At 59.8% G+C, this 16,194-nt stretch carries 21 protein-coding genes and 1 pseudogene; 18 read left to right on the forward strand and 4 right to left on the reverse strand.

The features are described from left to right. The first annotated feature begins 52 nt into the window (after positions 1-52). The 7 genes from ABIB95_RS10370 to ABIB95_RS10400 all read left to right on the forward strand — a co-directional run bounded on the left by ABIB95_RS10370 (position 53) and on the right by ABIB95_RS10400 (position 4,051). Positions 53-796: an outer membrane protein gene (locus ABIB95_RS10370; RefSeq protein WP_354239118.1), complete on the forward strand. Its 744-nt coding sequence runs from the start codon at positions 53-55 to the stop codon at positions 794-796. An 80-nt stretch (positions 797-876) separates the two neighbouring features. Then, complete coding sequence (locus ABIB95_RS10375; RefSeq protein ID WP_354239120.1) at positions 877-1,593, forward strand: outer membrane protein; 717 nt, start codon at positions 877-879, stop codon at positions 1,591-1,593. Positions 1,594-1,619: 26 nt separating this feature from the next. Then, the gene (locus tag ABIB95_RS10380) at positions 1,620-2,096 is read left to right on the forward strand and encodes a DUF992 domain-containing protein (RefSeq protein ID WP_354239122.1); all 477 of its coding nucleotides are present in this window, start codon (positions 1,620-1,622) and stop codon (positions 2,094-2,096) included. A gap of 56 nt (positions 2,097-2,152) precedes the next feature. Next, a complete protein-coding gene (locus ABIB95_RS10385) occupies positions 2,153-2,509 on the forward strand; it encodes an HdeA/HdeB family chaperone (RefSeq protein WP_354239721.1) in 357 nt (118 codons plus the stop codon). A 51-nt stretch (positions 2,510-2,560) separates the two neighbouring features. Next, positions 2,561-2,710: a DUF992 domain-containing protein gene (locus tag ABIB95_RS10390; RefSeq protein WP_354239124.1), complete on the forward strand. Its 150-nt coding sequence runs from the start codon at positions 2,561-2,563 to the stop codon at positions 2,708-2,710. Between the two features lie 4 nt (positions 2,711-2,714). After that, positions 2,715-3,296 carry a TAXI family TRAP transporter solute-binding subunit gene (locus ABIB95_RS10395; protein WP_354239126.1) on the forward strand — a complete coding sequence of 194 codons (582 nt, stop codon included), beginning with the start codon at positions 2,715-2,717 and terminating at the stop codon, positions 3,294-3,296. Next, positions 3,275-4,051 (forward strand): type 2 periplasmic-binding domain-containing protein, encoded by a 777-nt coding sequence (locus ABIB95_RS10400; protein ID WP_354239128.1) that lies wholly within the window; start codon positions 3,275-3,277, stop codon positions 4,049-4,051. Before ABIB95_RS10395 ends, ABIB95_RS10400 begins: the two co-directional genes overlap by 22 nt. A 145-nt stretch (positions 4,052-4,196) precedes the next feature. Here the strand turns inward: ABIB95_RS10400 and amiF are convergent. Further along, positions 4,197-4,421 (reverse strand): annotated as a pseudogene (amiF, locus tag ABIB95_RS10405) (formamidase); the annotation flags it as partial. A 360-nt stretch (positions 4,422-4,781) separates the two neighbouring features. Here amiF and ABIB95_RS10410 point away from each other — a divergent pair. Next, positions 4,782-5,333, forward strand: a complete 552-nt coding sequence (locus tag ABIB95_RS10410; RefSeq protein ID WP_354239130.1) for a hypothetical protein — start codon at positions 4,782-4,784, stop codon at positions 5,331-5,333. A 132-nt stretch (positions 5,334-5,465) separates the two neighbouring features. Next, a complete protein-coding gene (locus tag ABIB95_RS10415) occupies positions 5,466-6,365 on the forward strand; it encodes a hypothetical protein (protein WP_354239132.1) in 900 nt (299 codons plus the stop codon). On the opposite strand, the gene ABIB95_RS10420 is transcribed toward ABIB95_RS10415, so the two are convergent. Further along, the gene (locus tag ABIB95_RS10420) at positions 6,307-6,966 is read right to left on the reverse strand and encodes a Rossmann-fold NAD(P)-binding domain-containing protein (RefSeq protein WP_247312503.1); all 660 of its coding nucleotides are present in this window, start codon (positions 6,964-6,966) and stop codon (positions 6,307-6,309) included. The genes ABIB95_RS10415 and ABIB95_RS10420 overlap by 59 nt on opposite strands. Before the next feature lie 104 nt (positions 6,967-7,070). Next, complete coding sequence (locus ABIB95_RS10425) at positions 7,071-7,469, reverse strand: RidA family protein (RefSeq protein ID WP_247312506.1); 399 nt, start codon at positions 7,467-7,469, stop codon at positions 7,071-7,073. Positions 7,470-7,652: 183 nt separating this feature from the next. On the opposite strand from ABIB95_RS10425, the gene ABIB95_RS10430 reads away from it, so the two are divergent. The 5 genes from ABIB95_RS10430 to ABIB95_RS10450 all read left to right on the forward strand — a co-directional run bounded on the left by ABIB95_RS10430 (position 7,653) and on the right by ABIB95_RS10450 (position 11,507). Beyond that, a complete protein-coding gene (locus tag ABIB95_RS10430) occupies positions 7,653-8,228 on the forward strand; it encodes a TetR/AcrR family transcriptional regulator (protein ID WP_247312625.1) in 576 nt (191 codons plus the stop codon). A 207-nt stretch (positions 8,229-8,435) separates the two neighbouring features. Next, on the forward strand, positions 8,436-9,395 hold the full coding sequence (locus ABIB95_RS10435) for a quinone oxidoreductase family protein (protein WP_247312511.1): 960 nt from the start codon (positions 8,436-8,438) through the stop codon (positions 9,393-9,395). Between the two features lie 313 nt (positions 9,396-9,708). Continuing rightward, positions 9,709-10,767, forward strand: a complete 1,059-nt coding sequence (locus ABIB95_RS10440; protein WP_354239135.1) for an NAD(P)H-dependent oxidoreductase — start codon at positions 9,709-9,711, stop codon at positions 10,765-10,767. A gap of 3 nt (positions 10,768-10,770) precedes the next feature. Next, positions 10,771-11,136, forward strand: coding sequence for an ABC transporter substrate-binding protein (locus tag ABIB95_RS10445; RefSeq protein ID WP_354239137.1), 366 nt, complete (start codon positions 10,771-10,773; stop codon positions 11,134-11,136). Further along, on the forward strand, positions 11,043-11,507 hold the full coding sequence (locus tag ABIB95_RS10450; RefSeq protein ID WP_354239139.1) for a type 1 periplasmic-binding domain-containing protein: 465 nt from the start codon (positions 11,043-11,045) through the stop codon (positions 11,505-11,507). The genes ABIB95_RS10445 and ABIB95_RS10450 overlap by 94 nt, the downstream gene beginning before the upstream one ends. A gap of 40 nt (positions 11,508-11,547) precedes the next feature. On the opposite strand, the gene ABIB95_RS10455 is transcribed toward ABIB95_RS10450, so the two are convergent. Next, positions 11,548-12,444 (reverse strand): LysR family transcriptional regulator, encoded by an 897-nt coding sequence (locus ABIB95_RS10455; RefSeq protein WP_247312520.1) that lies wholly within the window; start codon positions 12,442-12,444, stop codon positions 11,548-11,550. A gap of 148 nt (positions 12,445-12,592) precedes the next feature. On the opposite strand from ABIB95_RS10455, the gene ABIB95_RS10460 reads away from it, so the two are divergent. From ABIB95_RS10460 to ABIB95_RS10475, 4 genes are all read left to right on the forward strand, one after another. Further along, positions 12,593-13,246, forward strand: coding sequence for a hydrolase (locus tag ABIB95_RS10460; RefSeq protein WP_247312522.1), 654 nt, complete (start codon positions 12,593-12,595; stop codon positions 13,244-13,246). A gap of 249 nt (positions 13,247-13,495) precedes the next feature. Next, positions 13,496-14,224, forward strand: coding sequence for a nuclear transport factor 2 family protein (locus ABIB95_RS10465; protein ID WP_354239142.1), 729 nt, complete (start codon positions 13,496-13,498; stop codon positions 14,222-14,224). A gap of 18 nt (positions 14,225-14,242) precedes the next feature. Beyond that, positions 14,243-15,286, forward strand: a complete 1,044-nt coding sequence (locus ABIB95_RS10470; RefSeq protein ID WP_354239144.1) for an LLM class flavin-dependent oxidoreductase — start codon at positions 14,243-14,245, stop codon at positions 15,284-15,286. A 31-nt stretch (positions 15,287-15,317) separates the two neighbouring features. Beyond that, positions 15,318-16,163, forward strand: coding sequence for an SDR family NAD(P)-dependent oxidoreductase (locus tag ABIB95_RS10475; protein WP_354239146.1), 846 nt, complete (start codon positions 15,318-15,320; stop codon positions 16,161-16,163). Positions 16,164-16,194: the final 31 nt, after the last annotated feature.

The raw sequence follows: 16,194 nt of genomic DNA on the forward strand, positions 1-16,194 counted from the left end.
CGGTACAGGCCCGCGAACTTGCGGCTGATGTGTGTTTCCAAAGGATTCAAAAATGAAAAAGATCGTACTCGCCGCTGCTGCGTTCGCTGCATTCGCAGTCCCTGCGTTCGCCGCCGACCTGCCGCAGCGAACCTACGCCCCGGTCAAGGCCCCCTTGATGGCTGCGGTCTACGACTGGACCGGCTTCTACATCGGCGGTAACGGCGGCTATGGAACGAGCCGTAATTGCTGGGGTGTCGTACCGGCAGGTGGCGCGGTCATTCCCGACGGTTGCCACAGTCAGTCGGGAGGCGTCATCGGTGGACAGGTCGGCTACCGTTGGCAGGCTGGTCAGTTTGTGTTCGGTCTGGAAGGCCAGGGCGACTGGGCAAGCATGCGCAGTTCACACGTGAGTGTTGTTGATCCGCTTCTTGCCGATTCTTCCAAGGTTACTAGCTTGGGCCTTTTCACCGGCCAGGTTGGCTACGCCTGGAACGCAGCGTTGCTGTATTTGAAAGGCGGCGCGGCGGTGACGAACAACAACCTTCTTCAAGCGACCACTTTTGGAGGCGTTGGCCTGAACTATGCGACCTCAACCCGTTGGGGCGGCGCCATCGGCGTTGGGTTCGAATACGGCTTCACGCCGAACTGGTCGGCCGCCATGGAATACGATCGCTTGATCATGGGTAGTGCCAACAATTCCTTCTCGGTACCGGCAGGCGCTGCTGCTGTGGTCAATCGGATCAGCCAAGATGTGGATCTGATCACCGTGCGCGTGAACTACAAATTCGGTGGACCCGTCGTTGCGGCATACTGATCTTTGCTAGCTAACGCAAAGGCCGGCTTGGCAGCTGGCCCTCGTCGGCCTCTTGGCCATTTTGGAGCGGAGTTTTCGTGATGAACGACATGAAGAAGTTTATTTTTGGAGCAGCGTTTGCTGCAGTCAGTGCTACCGGCGCCTTTGCGGCAGACCTTCCTGTGCAGGCCTATAGGAGCGCGCCCGTGGTGGCCCAGGTCTATAACTGGACCGGCCTCTATGTCGGCGTGAACGGAGGTTACGGCTGGGGCTCGCAAGATCCGCTGACGTTCGTCTCTAACAGGTTCGACCGTACAAGCTTCAATATCAGTGGCGGGATGCTCGGCGGCACTATGGGCGCCCAGATCCAGCAGGGATATGTGGTGATCGGCCTCGAGGGTGATCTTGATTGGGCGAACATCAAGGGCAAGGGCATCTCAAATCCGGCTATCGCTGGCATCGGGCAGGGTATTACGCTCGATATCGCGTCCAAGGTCAGCGCCATTGGAACGGCAAGAGCACGCGTTGGCGTCGCTTTGAATAACTCGCTGTTCTACGTAACCGGCGGTGCGGCATTTGTGAAATCGAGCGCCAATGGCACCTCAGTTGCGGGCTTGCCTTGCGGTACGCTCGGTGTGCTCCCGAATTGTGCGGCCTCCGCCTGGCGCCCTGGCATCGTTGCAGGCCTGGGCATCGAATATGGCTTCACACCTAACTGGTCCTTGAAGGGTGAATATCTTTTCACGCAGGTGGTCGGCACGGGCGCAAGCACTGACAAGCTCAACACCTTCCGCGGCGGCATCAATTATCGATTTTGAAATGGAAGATGCGGGGAGGCGTTATTATGAGTCCTAAGGCATTGGCTCTTTGTGCAACGTTGGTTGCACTTGCCGGTCCTGCTTCGGCCCAGGCGCCGACATGGACCCAGACGGGTATGCTTAGCTGTAGGCTTAACCCGAGCATTGGCTTCATTATCGTCGGACACCAGTCGATGGAGTGCCGCTTCGCGCCATCCATGCCCGGTCCCCCGCAACTTTACGAGGGGGCCCTCAACACGGTGGGAATTGATATTGGGATAATCGGTGGCGGCGCTTTGGCGTGGGGCGTTCTGGCGCCCAGCGCCGGCGTTCCTGCCGGCGCTCTGGCTGGCACCTATGTTGGTGCAAGCGGTGATGTGGCGTTGGGCGTTGGGGTTGGGGCAAACGTTCTGGTCGGCGGATCCAACAGAAGCTTCGCACTGCAACCTGTGTCAGTCGAGGGCTCGGTCGCGCTGGATGTCACACTTGGTCTGTCAGCGCTTCAACTGCGATCGGTTCCTTGAGCAAAGCGCGCCTGCCGCGGAACGCCCAAGTCGAACAAGAGATAGAGGATTTCAGAATGCGGTATTGCCACCTTCTTGCAGTTGCTATGACGATCGCTTGCTCCGGCGCTCTCGCCCAGACGCCGCTGTCGACCTATGTCGACAGCAACGGCTTCATCGATGTGCAGAAACTGACATGCGCCCAACTCGCGGGCACCTACCAGGAAGACGCGGACGCCCTGACGTCCTGGTACAGCGGTTGGTACAACGGTCTGGCCAAGAAGCACTACCTGGATCTCAGGAAGGGAAAGGTCGTGGAGCATGAGGTGATCCAGTACTGCAAGGCAAATCCTGACAAACTCATCATCGAAGCCATCGCTGTCGTATTCAAGGATGAGCGGGCGAAACTGGGAGTTCGGATGAAGGCCGATTGAGACAAGAGCGCCATTCGCTAGGTCTAGTGTTCGATGATAGGAGACCTGCTGATGTTGCCCATTGCGAAGCGGACAGTTGCCAACATACTGTTTGGTGGTTCAAACCTTACCATTGCACTGCTGCCGCTCTCGGTGAAGGAGCAGGCGGGTATCAATGTTTCCTTGGGGGTATGCGGCCTGATCCTGGCGTTCGTATCGTGATGCCATGAGCACCCTCGCAATCAATCTGTGGCCGCGATGGCTCAGGATATTGATTGTCGGAGCGGCCACAGCCGCGGCGATCGGCAGCGGATGGTTTGGGTATCGCTACTTCGCAAAGCCTGTTGTGCTCATCGTGGCTGCCGGGTCGGCCGATGGCGAGTCGCTGCCGCTGATCTCGGCGATATCAGCGCGCTTGTCGGCGTCGAACTCGCATGTCCTGTTGAAGGTCAGCGATGCGGGAAGTTCAGCGAAGGCCGCCGAATTGTTGGCGGCGGGCAACGCCGATCTTGCAGTCGTTCGCGGCGATACCAGAGGCCTGGCGGACGCGCGGAGCGTTCTGCTCCTGACCCATGGGGTGGTCCTGATCGTGACGCCCGCGGCTGTCAGCGCCGACAGCCTCGGTGACTTGCACGATACGACCATTGGCGTCGTCGGCGGCGCCGTCAACGCTCCGACAGTTGAGGCCCTCAAGCAGGTGTATCAATTCGACCGCGCCAAGGTCACCTTTCAGAATGTGCCATCAACGACGCTGCGGCGTCGCTCGCATCAGGAAAAGTTCACGCGTTGCTGGCCGTTGTTCCGCTAACGGAGAAATACCTCGCCAAAGTCAGGCAGTTCTTTCACCAGGAACGCGCTAAAGGGTCGGGGCCAAAACTGATCGAAATCGGGTCGGCTGGCGCGGTCGCCAACGTCGCGCAGTATTACGAGAGCTATGACATCCCGAAGGGCACCTTGCGGGGCGCTCCGCCGGTTCCCTCCGATGACCTGACGTCGCTGCGCTTGTCGTATTTTCTCGTCGCCAACAAGTCAGTCAATGCCGACGCCATTACCGATCTGGCGCAGTCGCTGGTCGATGCAAAACGGGATCTGCTGTCACAGTTTCCGATATTGGCCCAGGCCGCGGCGCCGAGCACGGATGCGGACGCGTTGATCCCGATCCATCCGGGGGCTGCGACCTATTACAATGGCAACCAGCAGAGCTTCTTCGACAAATACGATGACAAGCTTTACTACGGGTCGCTGCTGCTCGGCTCTCTGATCTCCATCCTCGTGGCAGCCTGGCGTTTCGCCCGCTCAGGCAGCGGATCGGAAAGTATGCTGGAGCCGCTTTACGAGCTTGGCAACGAAATCAGGATGGCGAAGAGCGAGGCCGAACTGGACCAAATCGAACGGAGAATTGACGGCATCCTCAAGGCTGAACTCGCCAGAAATGCAGGCGGTGAGGGCGCCGACGGAGCCGAGATGGCCGCGCTAGGTCTTGCCTCTCAACGGCTCCAATATCTGATGAGCCATTGCCGGACCCGGGTCGGCCACACATCGGCTCGCCCGGCGAGCAACTAGCGCGTGCACGAACACTCAGCCCTGCTGGGCAAGCGCCGCATCCTTGATCCGGATCAGCGCGGGCGGGGACTATACTCCGGCCGCCGATTAACCGCGCAGGTGACCGAGAACGTCTATGATACGCCGACTGGCCGCCTCATGGTGCTGGCCCGTCGAGGCACATAACCTCAGGATTGGTGTCCATCGACAGGCCATGCAGCGAATATTCCCGCAACCCCACAATGTCCATGGTCGAGAGTTTGCGCCGCGCTTTGCCGACCATCAAGGCGATGCGCTCGTTTTGCTCGACAAGATTGGCCCGAGTCGCGACATGCACGAACTGGATTGCCACGAGCTTCCGGAGCGCAGCTTCCATGGTGAGGAAGCTCATCGCCGATTCGGTCGAAGCAACACATTTGCAATACGCCGCAGGTAAGTCATTGTTTTTCCGTGCAAGAGAACGGCTTCCTAAACCGTAGGTCGGAAGTTCGAGTCTTCCCGGGATCGCCAACGCTCGAATTCGAGAAACCCAATAAATACGCGCATTTCTCGGCGTACGCGCTTCGTTCGCCTGTCAAATTGCGGTCCAATGGGCCCATTACGCCCATTACGCCCAGTACGTTGGATTACAATGGGTTAAGCGTAGTACCGTCTGCTCCATGCAACACGGATGCAACACGGTCGACCCCACAGTGTTCACCGTTCATCCCGCTTTAACCGCCGCCTTTTCATCCGCAGACCGGAGGCTCTTTTGAAGCTCAAGCGCCCGCGCTTCCCGACCATCGAGGGCACGGCGGGACACTGTTTCGTTCACGCTGGCCACAGGGAAACGGCTGTCGAACATGCGATCGAAGCAATACGCGATCATGCCGCACGGGCGCGATTGAGCTTTGCTGGCGACGTAGTGATGTGCGAGCTCGAGGCGCCGATGGAGGCTTGGGTAATCGAGTCTCTCATCCAGGGTGCGTGGCTGCGCGAATATCACGAGTGGGAGAAGGCCACGAAGGGTTACTTCGACGGCCAGCACGAACGAAATGTCAGCCCGAAACCAAACTGGCAGGCTCGGTTACCTGGACGTTCGGGCGGTGCCTCCCACGTAGAACGCGTCCGCGCCCAATTGATGATCTTCGGAGCACACGTGGCGAATGATATTCTCGACGCGATCGACGACCAACGTCGCTTGATCAATGTCTCGAAGCACGAAGACGAGTATTTCGCGACCGAGCAAGATTGCAGGACTCTCGTGGACGCCATTGCCGCCTTCTGGAATGAATTGGCTCAACAGGAGGAGATCACGGCGTGATCGGCACCAACCGCCTTCTGTTCTGCACAGAAGAGGGAAAAAGACGGGGGAAGGCGGCCCGCCCGCGAGGCCAGCGTTCATCGCGGGTCGATGCCGTTCTCATGTAGTTAAGCGAAAGCCCAAAAGGACAAAATGGCGACAATCTACGCGATAGAATCAACCGCCGAAACGCCGGATCTATCGACTGGCGATTACCCGACGGTGCTTTCCGAAGTCCAGCATGGAGAACTTAGTCGGGCGGTAGCTGTGATCGACGTGCTCTGGTATCTGGAAGAAAGCTACGACGTTGTGTTACAGAACGCGGTGGAGCTGGAGGTCGCGGTTGCTCGCATTGAAGCCGGCCAGCGGGCGAACGTTTCTTCTTTCCCCGACGAAGTCGACCTGGAAATTCGCCTGCTAAACAGGCTGCTAATCAATTTCCTGGCGAGCGCGCGGGCATTCGTCGACTCCGTGAAGCACCGGGTCAGTGAAGCCGGTGAATTGTTCGCCGGAAAGTTCGCTGGCTTCGAAGCGCTTTTCCGGGAGCAATTCGATGCCGAGTTCAGTTATCGTCTTATGGATGCCCTAAGGAACCATAGTCAGCATCGTGCGGCAGTGATCGGGCAGACGCTTAGCATCATCCGGACCTGGCAGAGCTCGAAAGGAGAATCGAAGCAGATGCTAACGGTTTCTCCGCAAATCGAACGAGACGCTCTCGTCCAGGATAAAAAGGTGAGGGGCAAGACCCGAGAGGAGATCGCTCAGAACTGCGACGTGATGATCGACCTGCTTCCTCATCTCGCAGTCTACGTTCGATGTTTCGGAAAAATCGTCGATAAGGCGCGGCTGCTTTTTCAATCTGAGTATGACGCCGCTGTCTCGACCCATATGTCACTTCTGAAGGACCATTTAGCGGACGATTGGGCCGCCGTTTGGGTCACGTGCAGCGAGGGATCGAAGCAATGCGAGACGCTCGTTACCGGCGCGTACGAGCTCAGACGGCTTGAGCGCATACGGTATCGCAACGCGGCGCGCGACCCCGAGTCAAAGTGATGGTGCTGAAATCTAAGACGCCCGGACCCGCGAACGACGAGCGTCGATCCGCTCTGCCGCCGTCAATTCGCGCGCCCCCGGCCGCGGGGTTTCGGCTGATGGCGCCAAGTGCACGCGCGGCGGCAGCAGGTAAAGTCAATCGGCACCATGCGCGACCTTGTCGGAACGTGGACTTCAGGACGCGGGTAGCCGCCCCTTGCCGCCGCACTTTTTGCAGGGCGGCGGATAGATCCGTCATCGCCGAGCGTGTGGGATCTTGCATGAAGCCCGCGACCTCGATGCCGATCTCCTCGATACCCGTGGAAATTCCAATGTAGGGCAGGCTTCGTCGCCGGGCAAAGCGGAAGCCGGACAGGGCCTCGTCCCGCAAGAGCACCGCAACGGCGCACACTTCCTGATCGCCAATACCCACGTCCGGCGCCGCGAGATCGAGCGCTACCCCGGCGGCGTGCCCGACCTCCTCCGCTGCTTTCCGCGCCTTGGCGAGATTTCGGCCTCCGATGAGCAGGGGAACGCCAGGAGCGGCTGCTCGCAGATATCTGGCTGCATGGCGACCGACGACGCCCGATCCGCCGATCAGAAGAATGGGATCCAGTGACATGACAGGCCCCCTTGCGGGTAACGTTTGTGTTTTCGATTGCTGCCGCCCGTTGTGGCCTGGCCCAGCCGTTCGGCGGGCCGATGGCTGCATCGGACCGCGACGGATCAGGATTTGTCCGGCACACGCGCGATCACCTTGATCTCGAAGTCGAAGCCGGCGAGCCAGTTGACTCCGATAGCGGTCCAGTTCGGAAAGGGGTCTCGCGGGAAGTTCTCGCTCTTCACCGTCATGATCGTGTCGAATTGCTTCTCTGGATCCGTATGGAAGGTCGTCACGTCGACAATGTCGTCGAAAGTGCACCCTCCTGCCGCAAGCGTGGCCTCCAGATTGGCGAAGGCCAGGCGGACCTGCGCCTCGAAATCAGGCTCCGGCGAACCGTCGGGTCGGCTTCCGACTTGGCCGGAAACGAACAGCAAATCGCCGGAGCGGATCGCCGCCGAATATCCGTGCTGCTCGTACAGAGCGTGGCGGTCCTGAGGGAAAATAGCTTCGCGATGTAGCATGGGAGTAGTTCCTTCCACTGCCCTCGTTCGGGCGATGGCTGATCGTGTTCAGCAACGACCGGACGAGCGGATATTGAAATACGGTCCGTATGTGAATATAGGACATACGGCGCGTATGTCAATTCACATGCACTCCGTATATGAAAAGAGGCGAAGGTGGTAGCCAAGCGGCGTATCGAGACGATGGAGGAAAATAGAGCCAGGCTCATATCGGCCGCGCGAAAGGCGTTCGCCGAGAAAGGGTTTGCCGCCGCTTCCATGGACGAATTGACTGCGGAAGCTGGTTTAACGCGCGGTGCGCTCTACCACAATTTTGGCGACAAGAAGGGGCTGCTCGCGGCTGTTGTGGCCCGGATCGATGACGAAATGGCGGCACGCGCGAAAGAAGCCGGCGCAGCAGCGGACAATGATTGGGAAGGGCTGCTTGCAGAAAGCGAAGCCTATATCGAGTTGGCGCTAGATCCAGAGGTGCAGCGAATTGTATTGCTCGATGGTCCCGCCTTCCTTGGAGATCCCTCGCGATGGCCCAGCCAGAACGCCTGCCTCCAAGTAACGAAGCAGACGATTGCGGGCCTCGTCTCCGAACATGTCCTCAAACCCGTTGATGTCGAAGCCGCGGCGCGCCTGCTTAACGGAGCGGCATTGAATGCTGCCTTGTGGGTTGCTGCTAGCGACGAACCAAGATTAGCCCTGCCGAAGGCCGTCGACGCGTTCCGGTTGATGGCAGCGGGGCTACTGGCGGATCAGCGCCGAGCGTGAACAAGACCTCCGGGAGATGGATTTGCCTCCCGGCAATACACGCAAGTCACTAGCGTTCCACCTTCTGCGACACAGATTGGCACCCCACAACACTATCGTACCAAAATCTGCGGTGGCCCTTGTGGTGGTATCGGCGCTGCACGGTCCGTCAGGCTTCTCAGCAGCATCAATTGTCCCGATCCGCCTTGAGCACGAGAAGGAGTAGCGATGAAAGCTGCAGTGTATGATCACAATGGGCCGCCAGAAGTGCTTCGTTATTCCGACGCCCCGGATCCGGAGATTGGCTCCGGAGATGTCCTGATTCAAGTGGAGGCGGTTTCCATTGAGGGCGGCGACGTGATCAACCGTCGCAGTTCTCCGCCGGCGCATCCTGCATACATTGTCGGTTATGCCGCAGCCGGGACCGTGGTCGCGATCGGCAACGAAGTCACGGATCGCAAGATTGGCGATCGGGTTACATCCTGGGGGCTGGTCGGTTCCCACGCGCAACTCCGCGCGGTGTCGGCGCAACAGACCTGGTTGTTACCTGCACGCGTAGACGTTGCCGAAGCCGCAGCAATCCCGATTGGCTTTGGGACGGCTCACCATTGCCTATTTGCGCGAGGACGGCTTTCAAGCGGAAGCACTGTCTTGGTTCAAGGTGCAGCAGGGGGCGTCGGGATCGCATCGGTGCAGCTTGCCCGTCAAGCCGGTGCGACTGTGATAGCCGTCGCAAGCGGCGAGGATCGTGCCAAGGGGCTGATCGAGCTCGGCGCGTCCAGTGTCATCGATCATAACCGCGAATCCGTCGCGGATGTGGTCCGTGAGCTTACCAACGATCGTGGCGTCGACCTCGTCGTCGATCCGGTGGGCAATACCTTGGCGACTTCACTGGCAGCGCTGTGCGATGAAGGAACCCTGGTGTCCGTGGGAAATGCGGGCGGTGGGCTATTGACGGTGGACCTCTGGCAAGCGCTGCAGCGCAATCAATCGATCCTCGGCGTATTCATGGGAACCGTGCTGTCACGTCCAGAAGTGCGTCGAACTGTCGACACGATGCTCGCCGACCTCTCGCAAGGCAGGCTAACCGTGCCGATCGATAGTCGGTTCCCCCTAGCTCAGGCTGCTGCCGCTCATCGTCATGTAGAGGACAACAAGATTCTCGGCCGCGTCCTTCTAATCCCCTGACAGCTGCGAACCCGACCGAAAGATACATCGATCCTCAAGCGCGTAAGGTCGATTACAAACGACTGCATGACCTTCGCGGCCATTCTAAGCTCGCGCATAGGGAGGGGCCGCGGTCTCTAAAGATACGAATTAAGTAGGTTCAGCTTGGAAATTGCTGTGCCCACGGCACATGGAGATATTAGTCGAGCGCAGGCGCGTGTTCAACGATAGCGGCCCATGTTCCACTTTCAGCGACACAGCTAGTCACTTTGCGACGCTACGGGAGCACATGCCGCAGTGCTACGCCAATAGTCGTAGCAACGTGGAGCATTGCGTGCGCCAGATCCTTGTCGTCAATAGCAGCGTCGCGGGCGAAGAGTCCGTATCACGGATTCTCGTCGAGGACGCCGTACATCGCCTGTTGGAGTTGAACCCCGACGCCGTCGTTACTTACCGCGAGCTCGGCGACGGGCCGATCCCGCATCTCACTCCCGCCACCGTTTCGGGTATCAGGGCCATCGCCACGACGGACGATGAACTGAGAACACAGGCCCTTTCGGATGAGCTGATCGCCGAACTGCAGGCCGCCGACTTTGTCGTGATCGGCGCCCCGATGTACAATTTCAGTATTCCATCGTCGCTACGTGCTTGGTTCGACCACGTGCTGCGCCCCCGCGTCACGTTCACATACGGTGAGACCGGTCCGCAGGGAATGCTGACGGGCAAACGCGCAATAGTGATTGAGCCGCGGGGCGGGGTCTATTCGGAGGGACCGACGAAGGCGATCGATTTCCAGGAGCCTTACCTGAAGCAGCTCCTGGGCTTTGTCGGGATCGCCGACGTTACCTTCATTCTTGCAGAGAAGATAGGTTATGGACCTGAAGCGCGAGATCTCGCGCTGCGGTCCGCGAGCTCTCGGATTGCGGAAGTCACCGCTCGTATCGCCGCTGGGGTTACGTCCGACAGCGATGGGGTTGCGTCGAACGAAACCAAAGTCCCCGCGGCGGGAATCGCATCGTCGGAGACTTCGGTCGATTATGATGAGATGATGCAGGCGAACCTCAGGCGCGTCTTCGGGGAGCGCGATCCTCTGCGCCGGATAAAGGCGATCCGCGAGCTTTACGACGAGGATGCGGAGCTCCACGAGCCCCAGCGTTCGGTTCGAGGCCATGACGCGATTTCGCAAGCCGTGACGGAGCTGCTGGCTCATCTGCCTCCAGAGTTCGCCTTCAGCGCGATCCGGCCGGCGCTTGGCCATAGCGGTGTCGGACGGCTGCAGTGGAGTGCCGGACCACCGGACGGCCCCGCTGCTGTGACCGGCATCGATGTGGCGCATATCGAAGGTGGAGTGATCCGGTCGCTCCATGTTTTTCTCGATCAGCCGGGTGCTTGACCAATGACGTCCGACTCGTCGCCCATCAAGATTGGCTACTGCTTATCGCTCACTGGACCGTTATCAGGGAACAGTAAATCCGCGCGGCTGGCACACGACATTTGGCGAGACGACGTGAACAGTCGTGGCGGCCTTCTTGGACGCCCCGTCGAACTGGTCCGCTATGATGATGAAGGGGATGCGTCTCGCGTGCCGTCGTTATATGCGCGCCTGGTTGACGAGGATAGGGTGGATCTCGTCATTGGGGGTACGGCACCAACACCATCCAGGCCGCGATGCCCGAAATCATTCCGCGCCAGCGTTTTTTTGTCGGTCTCATGGGACTGGGCGCTAACAACGAGCTGGAGTACCCAAACTACTTCGCGATGATTCCGACGGGACAGGATCCCAATGCTGCGCTTACGGAGGGCTTTTTCGAGACCGCCGGGCACTATATGGCGCCATTGGCCTACTCGCAGATGCAGGTCGTGGCTCAGGCTATTGAGGGTACGGGAAGTCTGGACGACGTCGCGCTCTCTGAGTTCACGCGACGCGCGGTGTTCTCGCCAGTTATGGGCAGCATCACCTTCGGGTCGCGCGGCGAGTGGACGCATCCCCGCGTGTTGCAGGTGCAGTTCCAGAGTGTCGTTGGCAATAGTGTCGACCAGTTCAGAGACGGCTCACGGCAAGTCGTCGTGGCTCCGCAGGCAATGGCGTCGGGAGTGTTGATCTATCCGTTCGCGAACGCTCGAGGGATCTAGGTCGCGCATATCACTTACCCACCTCGGCTCAGTGCTCCACTCAGACAGGTGCAGTGCCGACAATGTCCGGAGCTTTTCCGAAACACTCGATCAGCATTTCGGTGAGGATTCTTATCTTGCGAGCGGGATGCTGGCCTGGTGGCCGGACGACAAACACACCCGCCGGACGTATTGGGTGCCGGGTCATGACCGGAACAAGCGTGCCAGAGGCCAGATGCTCAAGGATCAGGCCCTCGGGGAGATAAGCGATGCCGAGTCCTGCTATGGCGGCAGTGACCAGAGCTGTGCCGTTGTCAGCTTTGAAGCGCCCCTGCGGTCGAACCGTGACAGTTTTTTCACCATCCATGAACTGCCAGGTTTCAGTGCCCTGCATGAGAGCCTGATGCGTGAGGAGTTCATCCGGTGTCTCAGGCGATCCGTGCGCTTTGATATACTCCGGACTAGCAACTAACTTCCCATAGATCGGTCCGACGCGCCTTGCGATCAGGTTAGAGTCCGGAAGATGGCCAAGCCTTATCGCACAATCATAACCCTCTGCGATAAGATCTACGAAGCGATCAGTGTAGCAGGTGTGGATGCCAAGCTGAGGGTAACGTCGCGCCATTTCGGCGAGCACCGGAGCAAGATGAGTCGGACCAAAGGTAAGTGGTGCAGCAATCCGCAAGCGGCCGCGAAGGTCACCTGCGGGTAGGATCGTTTCCTTGGCAACATCGATCTCGGCGCAGACTCTGGCGGCGTGATCTCGGAATGTGGAACCCGCCTCTGTGAGTACGGCGCCGCGAGTGGTTCGTGCAAGCAGCTGGACGCCGAGCTCTGCTTCAAGCCGAGCGAGCTGCCGACTAACGATCGACTTGGAGACCCCGAGCCGGCGCGCAGCAGGTGATACTCCACCGGTGTCAGCGACCTCTACGAATGTTCGCAGTTCTTCAATGTCCAATTTTAGCGTTCCTGCTTTTGCGACACAGTGTGGCGAGCGCCAGCGCTACCGTATCGCAAATGGGAATGGCAGTGTCCACGCTGACATCGTCGCAGTCGGCGGATGTCTCCTACAAATCAGCCTAATCTAACGGCACCAGAGGATATTCATGACCTTTCGCAACGGCCTTGCGTCGCTTCTTCGTCCCGAGGACTCGGTACTCGTTCTGATCGATCACCAGCCCTATCAGCTCACGAACTTGAACAGCCACGATCCGCAAGCTGTGGTCAACAACACGACCGCGCTGGCGAAGCTCGCAAAAGCCTTCAATGTTCCGACCATTCTCACCAGCGTGATCGCGGCGCGCGGTGGACTTCTCTTTAAGCAGATCACCGACGTATTTCCGGACCAGGAAGTCATCGATCGCACCTGGGTGAACACTTGGCAGGACGAGAATGTGGTGAATGTCGTCAAGGCGACCGGTCGCAAGCAGCTGATCATCGCGGGCCTGTGGACTGAGGTCTGCGTCGCAATGCCTGTCATCCAGGCCGCCGGCGAAGGCTGGGACGTGACCGTGATAACCGACGCGTCAGGCGGGATTTCGAAGGAGTCTCACGAAATTGCCATCCAGCGAATGATCTCGGCCGGCGCGAATGTGATGACCGTGATGGCGCTCGCTGGCGAATGGCAACGCGATTGGGCGCGCACCGAGCATGTCGAGGAGCTGACCGAGATTCTCATCCAGCACTTCGCCGGCAGCGGTATCGCTTATATGTGGGAACAGCAATTGCTCAACACTCCGGTACCAAGCGCCGCGAAGTGAATTGAAGGGGGTGACGGGCGTCCGGACGATGCATTGCGAAGGGTGTCCGCTGGCTAGTCTCGTCATCCCCTCTTTCCGGAAAACTGGGAACCGAACCGCTTTCAGCGGGGGGCCTACGGCGACCTCGATCGAATCGGGCAAGGAAACTGATCCATCTCCAACCGCCTGTCACTGTTCATCCGCGGAGGACGTCGCGGCCGCGATCGACCGAATGTTTGTGTTTCAATCGACCCGCAAGGAAGGCTCAAAATGGTGGCCGAACACTACCCGGTTGGACTGCAAATGGATGTATCCTATCCGAATTTCAAAGTCAGCCTGACGTTGCTGTCCGCGAGGCAATTGACGTTCGAAATCAAAGAGGGGCCTTTGGCCCGGACCGAAACCGTCGATATTCAGGTCGTGCCCATCGGCAACAGCGTCTTTGCCGTCAGTTGGCAAGAGAGGGATAGAGCCACGGTCACCAACATCCAGGACTTCGACCGCTGCCAAGTCCTTTCATTCGCTACGTTGCCGAGTGGTCAATTCATGCGAATGACAGGGCCTTTGGTTGTCACCCGGCCGCCCGACCGCGTCACCGACGATCGGCCCCAGCGAAACAAGGCGCTGGTCCTCGACGCGATGACATCTCTATTCCAGCGTCGAGACGCAGCGTCTGTCGAGCGCCTCTATGCTCCAGCCTACATCCAGCACAATCCCGGCATCCCACAAGGCCGAGACGCCTTGAAGGCGTTCGTCGCTAATCCGTCGCGCGACGTATACTACGAACCTGGCCTGATGGTCGCCGAAGGCAATTTCGTCGCGATCCACGGTCGAATCCGAGGTTGGGCAGACGTGCCGCAGGTCGTAGTCGATCTCTTCCGGATCGAAGGCGACAAACTGGCCGAGCATTGGGACGTTCTGCAGAACGATGTGCCGGCAACCGCGACGATCGGGGGCGCTTCGATGTTCGATCCCGACGAGGGATCTCGCCAAGCTTAACTGCTCGAAAGGCATCTCATGGAAATCGGTATCGACAGCTTCGCGGCCATGCTTCCCGATCCGGCGACGGGCAAGCTTCCATCCGGCACCGATCGCATGGCAGACCTCATCGCGGAGGTTGAGGTCGCCGACCGGGCCGGACTCGATGTATTCGGTGTCGGCGAGCACCATCGTGCAGAGTTCCTGGATTCCGCTCCCGCGGTCATCTTGGCCGCGGCCGCAGCCCGCACCAGTCAGATCCGCTTGACGAGCGCCGTGACCGTCTTGAGCGCGGCCGACCCGGTGCGCGTGTTCCAGGAGTTCGCGACACTCGATTTGATCGCCGGCGGCCGGGCGGAGATCGTCGTCGGTCGCGGTTCGTTCGGTGAGGCCTTCCCGCTGTTTGGCCTCGACACCATGGCGTATGACGAGCTCTTCGCCGAGAAACTCGATCTATTTCTCAAGCTCCGCGAATCGACCAACATCACCTGGAAGGGGCGCTTCCGGCCCGCGCTCCATGGCCAAAGCATCTTCCCACGCCCGCATCAGTCGCAACTTCCGCTCTGGATCGGGGTCGGCGGCACGCCGCAATCCTTCGCGCGAGCCGGCGAGCTTGGCCTTCCGTTGATGGTCGCGATCATAGGCGGCAGCTTCGAACGTTTCCGTCCTCTCGTCGATCTCTATCGCGAAGCTGGCGAGCGCGCCGGGCATGATTCCGAAAAGCTCGCGGTAGGCATCCATGCCATGGGCTTTGTCGGCGAAACCGACGCGGCAGCCGGCGATGCCTTCTTCCCCGGCTGGGCGCATTTGACGACGAAGATCGGTCGTGAGCGCGGCTGGTCGGCGCCGACACGCCGGCAGTTCGAAGAAATGGCCGGCCCGGAGGGCGCGTTTCTGATTGGTAGTCCGGGGACGGTCGCAGCCAAGATGCTCCACGCCAGCGAGGAGCTCGGCGGCGTCTCGCGCATCACATTCCAAATGAGCACCGCTTCGCTCGAAACCGCCGCGATGAAGCGCTCGATCGAGCTCCTAGGCACTGAAGTCGCGCCGATTGTCCGGGCGGCGGCTGGCGCAAATCCGTGAGGAGTGTTTCGTCTCTGGAAGGAAATACCTGATGGTATCCACTTCTCGACGATTCGGCCGTTCGGTCGTAGTCACGGGCGCCGGCGCCGGCCTTGGCCGCGACATCGCGCTCGGGCTCGCCGCCAAGGGCTATATCGTCTTCGGCACAGCGACGTCCGCGGCGGAGGTCCAAGATCTCAGGGACGCTTCCGGCGGACGTGTCAGCCTGACCGTCTGCGACGTCACAAAGGCGATGGGCGTGGAGGCTTGGGCCTCCGGTGTGACTGAAGCACTTGGCGCTGCCGGGCTCAACCTCCTGATTAACAATGCCGACATCCTCACTCAAGGTCCGATCGAGATTCTTCTGCTCGACGCCATCCGTCACGAGTTCGAAGTCAACGTATTCGGTGCTCTTTCGGTGATCAACGCATTCTTGCCGGCTTTACGGAAGGCGCACGGCCGTATCGTGCAGGTCAACACATGGATGGCGAGCTTGCCGTTGCCGTTCAGCGGGCCGTCGGCAGCTTCGTATGCGGCGATCGAGGTGTTTTCGGCTGTCTATCGTGCCGAACTGAAACCCTTCGGCGTTGAGGTCGTGGTGGTGACCACCGGCAACATGAAGACGGGTGGTTCAGCAAAGACCTCGGCCTTGGCGCGGATCGCAAACGGGATGACGTCGGGTCAACGCAAACTCTACGGCAAGACGTTAGGCACCTTCGCGAAGGGGCTGAGCAGTATGCAGGCGGCCAGTTTCGACTCGGCCGCTACCGCTGCACAAGTAATCGAAATCGCCGAGCAGCATCCCGCGCCGAGCCGCGCGGTAGTCGGCGCCGACGCCGAGGAGATGCTCCGAGCCACCCACGAAAGCCCGGCGCCGGGGGGGATGCACTCCGCCTGACGCTTGCCGGCCTGAGCTGATCTTCATCTCA

It is taken from the genome of Bradyrhizobium sp. LA2.1 (assembly GCF_040547725.1).
Taxonomy (GTDB): Bacteria; Pseudomonadota; Alphaproteobacteria; order Rhizobiales; family Xanthobacteraceae; genus Bradyrhizobium; species Bradyrhizobium barranii.